Annotated in this window: 11 protein-coding genes; 6 read left to right on the plus strand and 5 right to left on the minus strand. The window is 73.1% G+C overall.

Annotated features, from left to right (window positions below):
• Positions 1-29: 29 nt before the first annotated feature.
• The gene (locus ACQPXS_RS21950) at positions 30-479 is read right to left on the minus strand and encodes a DoxX family membrane protein (protein WP_356304060.1); all 450 of its coding nucleotides are present in this window, start codon (positions 477-479) and stop codon (positions 30-32) included.
• A 234-nt stretch (positions 480-713) separates the two neighbouring features.
• Between ACQPXS_RS21950 and ACQPXS_RS21955 the strand changes: the two genes are divergently transcribed.
• The 3 genes from ACQPXS_RS21955 (at position 714) to ACQPXS_RS21965 (ending at position 5034) form a co-directional block, all read left to right on the plus strand.
• The gene (locus ACQPXS_RS21955) at positions 714-1910 is read left to right on the plus strand and encodes a flavin-containing monooxygenase (RefSeq protein ID WP_433451016.1); all 1197 of its coding nucleotides are present in this window, start codon (positions 714-716) and stop codon (positions 1908-1910) included.
• A 122-nt stretch (positions 1911-2032) separates the two neighbouring features.
• Positions 2033-4255, plus strand: coding sequence for an acetate--CoA ligase family protein (locus tag ACQPXS_RS21960; protein ID WP_433451017.1), 2223 nt, complete (start codon positions 2033-2035; stop codon positions 4253-4255).
• Positions 4252-5034: an enoyl-CoA hydratase/isomerase family protein gene (locus tag ACQPXS_RS21965; protein WP_433451018.1), complete on the plus strand. Its 783-nt coding sequence runs from the start codon at positions 4252-4254 to the stop codon at positions 5032-5034. Before ACQPXS_RS21960 ends, ACQPXS_RS21965 begins: the two co-directional genes overlap by 4 nt.
• Positions 5035-5038: 4 nt before the next feature.
• Here ACQPXS_RS21965 and ACQPXS_RS21970 read toward each other — a convergent pair whose 3' ends face one another.
• On the minus strand, positions 5039-5974 hold the full coding sequence (locus tag ACQPXS_RS21970) for a hypothetical protein (RefSeq protein ID WP_433451019.1): 936 nt from the start codon (positions 5972-5974) through the stop codon (positions 5039-5041).
• 83 nt (positions 5975-6057) lie between these two features.
• On the opposite strand from ACQPXS_RS21970, the gene ACQPXS_RS21975 reads away from it, so the two are divergent.
• A complete protein-coding gene (locus ACQPXS_RS21975) occupies positions 6058-6654 on the plus strand; it encodes a flavin reductase family protein (RefSeq protein WP_433451020.1) in 597 nt (198 codons plus the stop codon).
• 78 nt (positions 6655-6732) lie between these two features.
• Complete coding sequence (locus ACQPXS_RS21980) at positions 6733-7521, plus strand: hypothetical protein (RefSeq protein WP_433451021.1); 789 nt, start codon at positions 6733-6735, stop codon at positions 7519-7521.
• 23 nt (positions 7522-7544) lie between these two features.
• Here ACQPXS_RS21980 and ACQPXS_RS21985 read toward each other — a convergent pair whose 3' ends face one another.
• Positions 7545-8852 carry an MFS transporter gene (locus tag ACQPXS_RS21985; protein WP_433451022.1) on the minus strand — a complete coding sequence of 436 codons (1308 nt, stop codon included), beginning with the start codon at positions 8850-8852 and terminating at the stop codon, positions 7545-7547.
• A gap of 71 nt (positions 8853-8923) precedes the next feature.
• On the opposite strand from ACQPXS_RS21985, the gene ACQPXS_RS21990 reads away from it, so the two are divergent.
• Complete coding sequence (locus ACQPXS_RS21990; protein WP_433451023.1) at positions 8924-9940, plus strand: GlxA family transcriptional regulator; 1017 nt, start codon at positions 8924-8926, stop codon at positions 9938-9940.
• Here ACQPXS_RS21990 and ACQPXS_RS21995 read toward each other — a convergent pair.
• Both ACQPXS_RS21995 and ACQPXS_RS22000 read right to left on the minus strand, forming a co-directional pair.
• Positions 9930-10979 (minus strand): Zn-dependent alcohol dehydrogenase, encoded by a 1050-nt coding sequence (locus ACQPXS_RS21995; RefSeq protein WP_433451024.1) that lies wholly within the window; start codon positions 10977-10979, stop codon positions 9930-9932. The two genes, ACQPXS_RS21990 and ACQPXS_RS21995, sit on opposite strands and share 11 nt — an antisense overlap.
• Positions 10979-12127, minus strand: a complete 1149-nt coding sequence (locus ACQPXS_RS22000; protein WP_433451025.1) for an acyl-CoA dehydrogenase family protein — start codon at positions 12125-12127, stop codon at positions 10979-10981. The genes ACQPXS_RS21995 and ACQPXS_RS22000 overlap by 1 nt, the downstream gene beginning before the upstream one ends.
• Positions 12128-12189 lie beyond the last annotated feature (62 nt).

The following is a 12189-nucleotide window of genomic DNA, read 5'->3' on the forward strand; positions in this document are numbered from 1 at the left end:
CCACCCGCCCAAAAGAGCCGCAGGCCGCATCAGAACCACCCCAGCCACGCGTCCAGCGACCAGGTCTGCCACGCCATCCCGAAGAACCCGACGAGCGAGACGAGCGCCATCATCGAGTTCTGGCCCTGCTCGGCCCAGTCGTGGATCATCAGCACGAAGTAGACCGCGTTCAACAGCAGTCCGCCCAGCAGCGCGACCGGCGTCAGAAAGCCGAGGATCAGGCCGAGGCCGAGGGAGAGTTCGGCGTAGGCGACGACGTACGCCATGAGCTTCGGGTGCGGCCGCACCAGTGCGTCGAACCCGGTCCGCACCGGCGTCCAGCGGTGCTTCTCCGCGATCTCCGCGGCCCACGCGATGCCGCTGCCCCGCTCGAACCAGGCCTTCTTGTCCTTGTGCCGCCAGCTTTCCAGCCACCACAGACCGAGACCGATCCGCAGCACCGCCAGCCACTCCGCGCCGCCGAGCCATATCGAGTCCATGACATCTGACGGTACGTCAGATGTCTGGTGATGCCCACCTGTGAGTCCGCCCCGAATCACTCCGGGACCACACTGGCGGATCGTCGGACCTCGGCCCGGCGGTGCACACTCCCCCCTCATCCGTGTGGGCTACGCCACCTGCAGCGGGCACTTCTCCACACACGTGATCAATCCGCAACCAATTCCGGTCTTGACCGAGACCCATCAACCGGGTGCGTGATTACGCTCCCGGACATGGCCGACTCCCGTTCCGCTTCCGTGCAGCTCTCCGCCACGCCCGCCGACCGCCCGGTCTACGTCATCGGCGCCGGCCCGGGAGGTCTGGCCGCCGCGTACGCACTGCGGGCACGGGGCATACGTGCCGTGGTGCTGGAGCGGGCCGACCGCGTGGGCGCCTCCTGGCACGGCCATTACGACCGTCTGCGCCTGCACACCACCCGGCGGCTGTCCGCACTGCCGGGCCTGAAGATCCCCCGGAAGTTCGGGCGCTGGGTGTCCCGCGACAACGTGGTGCGCTATCTGGAGAGGTACGCCGAGCACCACGAGCTGGAGATCGTCACCGGCGTGGAGGTCTTCCGCGTCGAGCGGGCCGGGGACGGCACCGGCTGGCTGCTGCACGCCTCCGGCGGGCGCGAGCTGACCGGCAGCGCGGTGGTCGTCGCCACCGGCTACAACCACACCCCGCACATCCCGGACTGGCCGGGCCTGGCGGCGTACGGCGGGGAGTTCCTGCACGCCTCCGAGTACCGCAACGCGAAGCCGTACGACGGCCGCGACGTCCTCGTTGTCGGCGTCGGCAACACGGGCGCCGAGATCGCCGTGGACCTGGTGGAGGGCGGGGCGGCGCGGGTGCGGCTGGCGGTCCGCACCGTCCCGCACATCGTGCGCCGTACGACGCTCGGCTGGCCCGCGCAGTACTCGGGTGTCCTGGTGCGGCGGCTGCCGGTACGGCTGGTGGACCGGCTCGCCGGGTCGATGGGCCGGCTCGGCGTGCCGGACCTGTCGGCCCACGGGCTGCCGCGTCCGGACACCGGGATGTACAGCAGGGTCCGCCAGGGCGCCATCCCGGTGCAGGACGTCGGTCTGATCGACGCCGTGCGCAAGGGCGAGGTGGAGATCGTGGCCGCCGTCGACTCCTTCGAGGCCGGCGACCCCGGAAAGGTCGTCCTCGCCGACGGCAGCCGGATCGAGCCGGACGCCGTGATCGCGGCCACCGGGTACACGCGGGCGCTGGAGGGTCTGGTCGGGCACCTGGGAGTGCTGGACGAGCGCGGCAGGCCGGTCGTGCACGGCGGCCGTACGCCGGCACAGGCGCCCGGTCTGTACTTCACCGGGTTCACCAACCCGATCAGCGGGATGTTCCGGGAGATGGCGCTCGACGCGGGGAGGATCGCGAAGGCGGCGGCCAGGCAGCTGCGCGCCCGCCGGTGACCCCGTCGCCGCGCACCCGCCGGCGACTTCGCCCGGTCCGACCAGTTCCTGACACTGCGTCAGTTCAGTAACCTGACAGAGCGTCAGTTTACTTGTGCTGTCTCACAGGAGCGGGCGGACCGATGCTTGGATCAACCCACGGCACCCTCACCACCGACTCCCGCCGGGCCCGGGTCATCGCCTGCGGCGAGCAGCGGCCCGGACCCGCCGTCCACGACCGGGTCGGCGACCTGGACGTCAGCGGGCGCCCGCTGTACGCGGACGTACCGGACCTGAGCCGCTTCTTCCGGCCCGAGTCGGTCGCCGTGATCGGCGCCTCGGACGCGGAGGGACGCCCGAACACCGGGATCACCCGGCAGCTGCTGGCCTGGGCCGAGCGGGTCGGCGCACGCGTGCACCCGGTGCATCCCACCCGCCCCTCGGTCTTCGGCGTGCCCTGCGCCGCCTCCGTCGCCGAACTGCCGGCCGGGCAGATCGACCTGGCCGTGCTGCTGGTGGCCGACCCGCTGCCGGTGATCGGCGAACTGGCCGACGCCAAGGTGAGGTTCGCGGTCGCCTTCGCCTCCGGGTTCGCCGAGACGGGCGAGGCGGGCGCCGAGGCGCAGCAGCGCCTGGCGGACGCCGTACGCCGCTCGGGGATCCGGCTCCTCGGCCCGAACACCAACCTCAACGCCTTCGAGCACTTCCGCGAGGACCTGACCGGCCCGGCGATAGCGCTGATCACCCAGTCCGGCCACCAGGGCCGCCCCGTGTTCGCGCTCCAGGAGCTCGGCATCCGCCTCTCCCACTGGGCGCCCACCGGCAACGAGGCCGACCTGGAGACCGCCGACTTCCTCTCCTGGTTCGCCGAGCGGCCCGAGGTCGGCGCCATCGCCTGTTACGTGGAGGGCCTGAAGGACGGCCGCGCCTTCCTGCTGGCCGCCGACCGCGCCGCCCGCCGCGGGGTGCCGGTGGTCGCGGTGAAGGTGGGCCGCACCGAGACCGGCGCGCGTACGGCCGCCTCGCACACCGGCAAGCTCACGGGCGCCGACGACGTGGTGGACGCGGCGATGCGCCAGTTCGGCGTCGTACGGGTGGACGGTCTCGACGAACTCCAGGACACCGCCGCCCTGCTGGCGCGGGCGCGGGCGCCGCTGGCGGACGGGGTCGCGGTGTACTCGATCTCCGGTGGCACCGGGGCGCACGCCGCCGACCTGGCGACGGCGGCCGGGCTGCGGCTCCCCCGCCTGTCGGAGGCCAGGCAGGCCGAGCTGCACCAGTGGATACCGGAGTACCTGAGCGTGGCCAACCCGGTGGACAGCGGCGGGCATCCGGTGGGCGACCCGCGCGGCCGGAAGATCATCGACGCGATCCTCGCCGACCCGTCGATCGGCGTCCTGATCTGCCCGATCACCGGGCCCTTCCCGCCGTTGAGCGACAAACTCGTGGCGGATCTGGTGGAGGCGGCCGAGCAGACGGACAAGCTGGTGTGCGTGGTGTGGGGTTCGCCGGTGGGCACCGAGGCGGCCTATCGCGAGGTCCTGCTCGGCTCCTCGCGGGTGGCGACCTTCCGCACGGTGGGCAACTGCCTCAAGGCCGTCCGCGCCTGGCTGGACCACCACGCCTTCGCGAGCGGCTACCGCTCCCCCTTCGACGAGGCACCGCGCACCCCCTCCCCCTCCTTCCGCAAGGCCGAGGCCCTGATGCGCCCCGGCCGGCAGCTCAGCGAGCACGGGGCCAAGCAGCTGCTGCGCGCCTACGGCATCCGGGTGCCGCGCGAGCAGCTGGTGACCAGCGCGGCGGCGGCCGTCCGGGCGGCGGCCCAGGTCGGCTACCCGGTGGTGATGAAGGCCTCCGGCGCCCAGATCGCCCACAAGACCGAGCTGGGCCTGGTGAAGATCGGCCTGACGTCGGCCAGCCAGGTCAGGGACGCCTACCGCGAGCTGACCGACATCGCCCGCTACGAGGGTGTCTCGCTGGACGGGATCCTGGTGTGCCAGATGGTCGAGCAGGGCGTGGAGATGGTCCTGGGGATGACCCACGACGACCTGTTCGGGCCGACGGTGACGGTGGGCCTCGGCGGGGTCCTGGTGGAGGTCCTGCACGACTCGGCGGTCCGTGTCCCGCCGTTCGGCGAGGACCAGGCCCGCGCCATGCTCACCGAGCTCCGCGGCCGGGCCCTGCTGGACGGCGTCCGGGGCCGCCCACCCGCCGACCGGGACGCGCTGGTCGAGGTGATCCTGCGGGTTCAGCGCATGGCACTCGAACTGGGCGAGCACATCGCCGAGTTGGACGTCAACCCGCTGATGGTGCTGCCCCGGGGGCAGGGCGCGGTGGCGCTGGACGCGCTGGTGGTGTGCCGATGAGCGAGCTGGAGACCGAGCGGAGCGAACAGGTAGCCCACCTCACCCTGAACCGTCCCGGGTCCCTCAACGCCCTCACGCCCGCGTTGCGGGACGAGCTGATCGACCGCCTTGCCGAGGCATCCGCGGCTCCCGGCGTCCGGGCGGTGGTGCTGACCGGCGCGGGCCGGGGCTTCTGCGCGGGCGCGGACCTGAGGGGCGGCACCGGCGGCGACCGGCTGCCCGGTGACGTGGCCCGGATGCTGCGGCAGGGCGCCCAACGCCTGATCGCGGCCGTCCTGGACTGCGAGAAGCCGGTGATCGCCGCCGTGAACGGCACGGCGGCGGGCCTCGGCGCGCACCTGGCGTTCGCCTGTGACCTGGTCCTGGCCGCCGAGTCGGCCCGCTTCATCGAGGTGTTCGTACGGCGGGGGCTGGTGCCGGACGGCGGCGGGGCGTACCTGCTGCCCCGCCTGCTGGGCCCCCGGCGGGCGAAGGAGCTGCTGTTCTTCGGTGACGCGGTGTCGGCGGCGGAGGCGGAACGCCTGGGCCTGGTGAACCGGGTCGTACCGGACGCGGACCTGGCGAAGACGACCCGGGAGTGGGCGACCCGGCTGGCCTCCGCCCCGACCCGCGCCCTGGCCCTGACCAAGCACCTGGTGAACACCTCCCTGGAGTCGGACCGGGCCACCGCCTTCGCCGCGGAGGCCTGGGCCCAGGAGCTCAACATGACGACCGAGGACGCGCGGGAGGGCCTGCGGGCGTTCGTGGAGCGCCGGGGGCCGGAGTTCCGGGGCCGGTGAGGGCTCAGTCCCCGGCGCGGTCCAGGGTCCGGAGGGTGCCGGCGTCCGGGTCGCCGAAGAGGACGTACAGCTGGGGGGCGGACTCGGTGCCGCTGACGGACCAGTGGGTGTCCAGGCCGCAGTCGGTGTCGAGGTGCAGGAGGATGCCGGCGCGGCCGGTGCCGTCCGTGTCGGGGTCGGGCTTCCAGGTGCCGGAGCCCGCGCAGACGACGTAGTCCTCGTAGTCCGGGGCCGACCAGTCGCCGTCCGTGGGTTCGGTGGGGAGGTTGTGGGCCTCGGCCCGGCCGCCGGGGGTGAGACGGAGCTCGGCGCCGTCGTCGCCGCGCCAGACGCCGGTGAGCTGGGCGCGGGTCAGCTCGGGCGGCTCGTACTGCGGGATCAGGCCGGTTGCGGAGGCCGCGAGCCCGCCGCCGAGGGCGAGGGCGAAGAGGCCGGCGCAGGCGAGTGCCGAGCGCCACCACACGCCCCACATCGACCAGGGGCGCGTGCGGACGTAGGCGATGCCGAGCACGGGCAGCAGGCCCAGGGCGGTGAGGACCGAGGCCGTGGTGACGAAGGGCAGGCCGAGGAGTGCCGTGGTCACCGCGCCCCAGCCGACGGCCGTGACCGCGGCCCCGATCACGCGCCAGGCCCCCTCCGGCCCGCCGAACCGCCGGAGCGCCGGGCGGGCGAGCAGGATCGCGGGCAGCGTCAGCACGGCCGAGAGCAGCAGGCCGAGGAACGGCAGCAGCAGCGGGGCGAAGACCAGCAGACAGGCGATCCCGAGTGCGCCGATGTAGCCGGTCCCGTACTGGTCCTGGCTGCTCAGCCAGATCCACCACAGCAGCCAGGCCGTCGGCAGCTGCGCCGCGTGCACCGGGACCGCCGCGGCGAGATCACGCCGCAGCGACCGCGGCACCTCCGCGTCACCGGCTCTTTCCTGTTTCTTTTCCCACCCCATGGCCGCAGATTATGAAGGGCCTGTGCGGACCCTTGTCACTGGACTTCCTATCTGATGGCCCGTCAGTTTCAATGGATGGCGTGATGGGACACGCAGGGGCGGCGGCCGCCGCCGTCCGGTATCTGGGGCGCGGGCCCGTGGAGCCGTTGCCGCGGCCGGAGTTGCGGTGCGTGCGGGAGGACGAGCGGGCTCCGGTGGACCCGGGCGAGTTCCGGCGGGTGCTGGGAAGCTTCGCGAGCGGCGTGACGGTGATCACGGCGCCGTCCGCCGAGGAAGAGGGCGGTCCCGCGGGTTTCGCCTGCCAGAGCTTCGCCTCCCTCTCCCTGGAGCCGCCCCTGGTCTGCTTCATGGTGGGCCGTACGTCCACCACCTGGCCCCGGATCGCCCGCGCGGGCGTCTTCTGCGTCAACGTGCTCAGCGCCGGCCAGGGCGAACTGTGCCGGGCCTTCGCGGTGAGCGGCGCGGACAAGTTCGCGGGGGTGGCGTACGACGCGGCACCCGTGTCCGGCTCGCCCCGGCTGGCCGGTGCCGCCGCCTGGATCGACTGCTCCGTCCACGCCGTGCACACCGGGGGCGACCACCTGATCGTGGTGGGCCGGGTGGACGCCCTCGGCACGCAGGAGCCGGGCGAGCCACTGCTCTTCCACCGGGGGCGGTTCGCCCGGATCCGCAACCCCTAGCCTCTATCCGGCGGTTCACAGGGAGCGGGCTGCCGATACGCTGCGTGCGGTCCACGACCGGCTGACCGGAAGGCAGTGATGACGCGCGTCTCCAGACCGCCGACCGAGGCGATACTCGCCGCCCTTCCCGAGCTCGCCCCCTACGGGCGCGACGCGGCGGTACTGCGTCCCGAGCGCGGAAGGCCGGACCGCGGGAGCAGCTCGATCGGCGGCCCGCTGCTGTGGCCCGGCGACGAGCCGTGGCCGGAGTGCTCCCTGCCCGATGTGGCCGATCCCGACGGCGTGTCCGCCACGGCCATGGTGCCGGTCGCCCAGATCTTCCGGCGCGACGTGCCGGGCCCCTGGTGGCCGGCCGGCTTCGACCTCCTGCAGATCCTCTGGTGTCCCAACGAACACTGGGACCCTCCGGCCCAGCAGGCCGACGTCAGCCCGGTGGTCGAGCTGCGATGGCGCCGGGCCGCCGACGTGACGAGCCCGTTGACGACCCCGCCGGCGCCCTCGCGGTACGACGAGGACGGCTTTCTGCCCCAGGCGTGCACCGTCACCGCCGAGCACCTGACCGACTTCCCCTACCGCGAGGAGCTGCCTGCGCGGATCCGTCCGCGGCTGGAGGAACTGGTCCGTGACACCGGTGACGGCGGTGACGTCATCACCCGCCTCGCCGGCTGGAAGCTGGGCGGCTGGCCGACCTGGCACCTGACGTATCCGATGGTGTTCGCCTGCGGTGACTGCGGCACCGACATGACGCTGCTGTTCACCGTGGCCAGCGACGCCGAGTCAGGGGTCGTCGTCGGCCGGTACGGAGAGCTGCGGCTCTTCACCTGTTCTGCCGACCACACCCACCCCTTCCAGGCGGACCTGCACTGACGCCGTCCGGCCGGTGGACCCCGTCAGGACAGGGCGGCCACCGGGGCGGGCGGAGCCGCCCGGCGGATCACCAGGGACATCAGGGCCGCCGCCGCGCACAGCGTGCCGGAGGCGTACCAGACGAGGTTGTAGGAGCCGAAGACGTCGCGGGCGAGGCCGCCGAGGTAGGCGACGAGGGCCGCGCCGACCTGGTGGGAGGCGAGCACCCAGCCGAAGACGATGGCGCTGTCCTCGCCGTAGTTCTCGCGGCACAGCGCGAGGGTCGGCGGGACGGTGGCCACCCAGTCCAGGCCGTAGAAGACGATGAAGAAGAGCATCGGCGGGTGGACGGCGGGTCCCAGCAGCATGGGGAGGAAGAGCAGGGAGAGGCCGCGCAGGGCGTAGTACACCGCCAGCAGGCGGCGCGGTTCGAAGCGGTCGGTGAACCAGCCGGAGGCGATCGTGCCGGCCACGTCGAACACGCCGATGACCGCGAGCAGCGAGGCCGCCGTCGTGACGGGCATGCCGTGGTCGTGCTCGGCGGGCACGAAGTGGGTCTGGATCAGGCCGTTGGTGGAGGCGCCGCAGATCGCGAAGGTGCCCGCGAGCAGCCAGAAGGTGCCGGTGCGGACGGAGGTGGAAAGCACCTTCAGCGTGCGGCGGGCGGCGCCGGTCACCGGCGCGGGCTTGGGCACGAACTCCCGGGCGCCGTAGGGCTTCTGGCCGATGTCGGCCGGGTGGTCGCGCAGCAGGATCCATACGAAGGGGACGACGGCGAGCGCCGCGAGGGCGACCGTCACGGCGGCCGGGCGCCAGCCGTGGTGCTCGGTCAGCCAGGACAGCACCGGCAGGAAGATCAGCTGCCCGGAGGCGGACGCGGCGGTCAGGATGCCGCTGACCAGTCCGCGCCGCTCGGTGAACCACCGGTTGGTGACCGTCGCGGCGAAGGCGAGCGCCATCGAGCCCGAGCCCAGTCCCACCAGCAGGCCCCAGCACAGCCACAGCTGCCAGGCCGCCGTCATCCACACGGTCAGGCCCGAACCGGCCGCGATCACGGTCAGCGCGACGGCGACCACCCGGCGGATGCCGAAGCGGTCCATCAGCGCCGCGGCGAAGGGGGCGGTGAGGCCGTAGAGCGCGAGGTTGATGGAGACGGCCGCGCCGATCGTGCCGCGCGACCAGCCGAACTCCTGGTGCAGCGGGTCGATGAGCAGGCCGGGCAGGGAACGGAAGGCGGCCGCGCCGATGATCGTGACGAAGGTGACGGCGGCGACGAACCACGCCCGGTGCACACGGCGGCGCCGGGCGGGCGGGGCCTGGACGGGGGCTGCGGCTGGGCTTGTCTGAGTCACGTCATACAGCGTCCTTTTTTCATGAGCGCACATCGAGTGGCCCGAGAGACAGCATTCGCTAGGATCGGGCCATGGCTGCTGTCACCGAGGAACCCGGGGGAGCCGCGGGTTTCCGTCCGCATCGCGTCGTCGTCCTCGCCCTCGACGGCCTGCTCCCCTTCGAGCTGGGCATCCCGCACCGGATCTTCGGCCGCCCCAAGGACGAGCAGGGCCGGCACCTGTACGAGGTGGTGACCTGCTCGGTACGGCCGCCCGGCCCGGTCGAGACCGACGCCGACTTCGCCGTGCACGTCCCGAACGGCCCGGAGGCGCTGGCCGGCGCCGACACGGTGATCGTCCCGGCGTCGTACGAGCTCGGCCCGGTCTTCGAGGAGGGCCGGCTGACCGACGAGCTGGCCGCCGCCCTCGCCCGCATCCGCCCGGGCACCCGGCTCGCGTCCATCTGCACCGGCGTCTACGTCCTCGCCGCCGCCGGATACCTCGACGGCCGCCCGGCGACCACGCACTGGGCCGACGCCGAGCGTTTCCAGCGCATGTTCCCGCGGGTCAGGATGGACGCGGACGTACTGTTCGTCGACGACGGCGACGTGCTCACCTCGGCCGGCGTGGCCGCCGGGATCGACCTGTGCCTGCACATGGTGCGCCGCGACTTCGGTACGGCGGTCGCCAACGAGGTGGCCCGGCGCACGGTCGTACCGCCGCACCGCGAGGGCGGTCAGGCCCAGTACATCCACCGCCCGGTCCCGGACCCGCAGCTCGCCACGACGACCGCCGCCCGCGCCTGGGCGCTCGGCCGCCTCCACCAGCCGATCCAGCTGCGGGACATGGCCGAGCAGGAGGCCATGTCGGTCCGCACCTTCACCCGCCGCTTCCGCGAGGAGGTCGGGATCAGCCCCGGCCAGTGGCTCACCCAGCAGCGTGTAGAACGCGCCCGCCAGTTGCTCGAGACCACCGACCTGTCCATCGACCAGGTGGCCCGCGAGGCGGGCTTCGGCACGGCCCAGTCGATGCGCCAGCACCTCCAGCAGGCGCTCGGGGTGACCCCTACGGCGTACCGGCGCACCTTCCGCACCGGAGTCAGAACGTGAGCACCGCCCGCGCCACCCGCCCCGCCTCGGCGTCCGCGCGGGCCTTGGCGAAGTCCTCCACCGGGTGGACCGCCGTCACCAACTCGTCGAGCAGCAGTCGGCCTTGGCGGTACAGCTCGGCGTACAGCGCGATGTCCCGCTGGGGGCGCGAGGAGCCGTAGCGGCAGCCCAGGACGGACTTGTCCAGGTAGAGGGAGGAGACACGGAAGGACGCCTCGGCGGCGGCCGGGGGCACGCCCAGCAGGACGGCCTGTCCGTGCCGGTCGAGGAGGTCGATCGCCTGCCGGATCAGCTCCACCCGGCCCACGCACTCGAAGGCGTGGTCGGCCCCCGTCGGCAGGAGGTCCCGCACGCCCTCAGCGGAGGTCAGGAAGTCGGTCGCGCCGAACCGCCGGGCCGTTTCCTCCTTGGCCGGGTTGGCGTCCACGGCGACGATCCTGAGCGCCCCCGCGAGCCGCGCGCCCTGCAGCACGTTCAGCCCGATCCCGCCGGTCCCGATGACGACGACGCTGTCCCCGCGGTCCACCCGGGCCCGGTTCAGCACGGCCCCCACGCCCGTGAGCACCCCGCACCCGATCAGCGCGGCCGACTCCAGGGGGATGTCCTTCGGGATCCGCACCGCCTGCACGGCCTTGACGACCGTGCGCTCGGCGAACGCCGAGTTGGAGGCGAACTGGTGCACCGGGTCGGCGCCCCGGGTGAAGGGCTTGCCCGGACGCCCGATGGCCTGCCGGCACATCGTCGGCCGGCCCCGGTCGCACTCCGCGCACGTACCGCAGTTGGCGAGCGTGGACAGCGCCACATGGTCGCCGGGCGCGACATGGGTGACGCCCGCGCCGACCGCTTCCACGACCCCGGCGCCCTCGTGCCCCAGCACCACCGGCACCGGGAACGGAATGGTGCCGTCCACCACGGACAGATCGCTGTGGCACAGTCCCGCCGCCGCGATCGCCACCAGCACCTCGCCCGGCCCCGGCTCGCGCACCGCGAGATCGTCGACCACCTGCACCTGCTTGCCGTCGAACACCACACCACGCATCACACGGCCCCCTTGGGCTCCCTGGGCAGACCGAGCACGCGCTCGGCGATGATCGTGCGCTGGACCTGGTCCGAGCCGCCGTAGATGGTGTCGGCCCGGGAGAAGAGGAACAGGTGCTGGTCCGGGCCGAGTTCGTACGGCGCCGAGGCCGACCAGTCCGTGGGGCCGACGGCGGCCGCCGCACCCCTGACCTGCATGGCCAGCTCGCCGAGCCGCTGGTGCCAGCCGGCCCAGAGCAGCTTGGCCACGCTGGGCGCACCGGGGTCGCCCGAGCCGCCGAGGGCGCCCAGGGCGTGCCGGCGCATGGTCCGCAGCTCGGCCCACTGCCGCACGAGCCGCGACCGCACGACGGGGTCCGCCGCCGCCCCCGTCTCCAAGGCCGCCCGAGCGACCTGCGCCAACTCCTCGGCGAACCCGACCTGTTGGGCGAGCGTGGACACCCCGCGCTCGAAGCCGAGCAGACTCATGGCCACCGACCACCCCCGCCCCTCCCCGCCCACGACGTGCTCCACGCTCGCGTGCGCCCCGTCGAAGAAGACCTCGTTGAAGTCGCTGGTGCCGGTCATCTGCCGGATGGGGCGGACCTCGATCCGGCCGGGCTGGTCCATGGGGACGAGCAGAAAGCTGAGCCCGTGGTGGCGCCTGGACTCCGGGTCGGTACGGGCCAGCACGAAGCACCAGTCGGCCTCATGGGCGAGCGAGGTCCAGATCTTCTGCCCACTGATCCGGTAGCGGCCCTGCTCCCGCACGGCCACCGTCCGCACTCCGGCCAGGTCCGACCCCGCGCCGGGCTCGCTGTATCCCTGGCACCACAGCTCCTCACCGGCCGCGATCGGGGGCAGGAAGCGGGACTTCTGCTCCGCGGTGCCGTGCGCGATGAGGGTGGGGGCGAGCAGGTTCTCCCCGATGTGCCCCGAACGCGGGGGCGCGGCCGACCGGGCGTACTCCTCGGCCCAGACGACCTGCTGGGTGAGGGTGGCCGTGCGGTTGCCGTATCCCGGCCCGGACCAGCCGAGCCCTATCCAGCCGGATCGGCCGAGGGTGCGTTCCCAGGTACGGCGGTCGGTGGCCGACTCGGAGTTGTCGGCCAGCCAGGCACGGGCCTCGGCACGGAACTCCTCGTCCTCTTGGCTGAACCCGAAATCCATTGAAGACCGCCTTAGGTTGACGCGCCCCGAAGGGGCGCGGGGAACTGCGCGACAAGCCGCAC

The organism is Streptomyces sp. CA-142005, from assembly GCF_050942335.1.
Lineage (GTDB): Bacteria > Actinomycetota > Actinomycetes > Streptomycetales > Streptomycetaceae > Streptomyces.

Coding starts and splice junctions, on each gene's coding strand:
- ACQPXS_RS21980 (WP_433451021.1), top strand. CDS start 6,733: ATGACGCGCGTCTCCAGACCGCCGACCGAGGCGATACTCGCCGCCCTT.
- ACQPXS_RS21955 (WP_433451016.1), top strand. CDS start 714: ATGGCCGACTCCCGTTCCGCTTCCGTGCAGCTCTCCGCCACGCCCGCC.
- ACQPXS_RS21975 (WP_433451020.1), top strand. CDS start 6,058: ATGGGACACGCAGGGGCGGCGGCCGCCGCCGTCCGGTATCTGGGGCGC.
- ACQPXS_RS21995 (WP_433451024.1), bottom strand. CDS start 10,979: ATGCGTGGTGTGGTGTTCGACGGCAAGCAGGTGCAGGTGGTCGACGAT.
- ACQPXS_RS22000 (WP_433451025.1), bottom strand. CDS start 12,127: ATGGATTTCGGGTTCAGCCAAGAGGACGAGGAGTTCCGTGCCGAGGCC.
- ACQPXS_RS21970 (WP_433451019.1), bottom strand. CDS start 5,974: ATGGGGTGGGAAAAGAAACAGGAAAGAGCCGGTGACGCGGAGGTGCCG.
- ACQPXS_RS21950 (WP_356304060.1), bottom strand. CDS start 479: ATGGACTCGATATGGCTCGGCGGCGCGGAGTGGCTGGCGGTGCTGCGG.
- ACQPXS_RS21990 (WP_433451023.1), top strand. CDS start 8,924: ATGGCTGCTGTCACCGAGGAACCCGGGGGAGCCGCGGGTTTCCGTCCG.
- ACQPXS_RS21960 (WP_433451017.1), top strand. CDS start 2,033: ATGCTTGGATCAACCCACGGCACCCTCACCACCGACTCCCGCCGGGCC.
- ACQPXS_RS21965 (WP_433451018.1), top strand. CDS start 4,252: ATGAGCGAGCTGGAGACCGAGCGGAGCGAACAGGTAGCCCACCTCACC.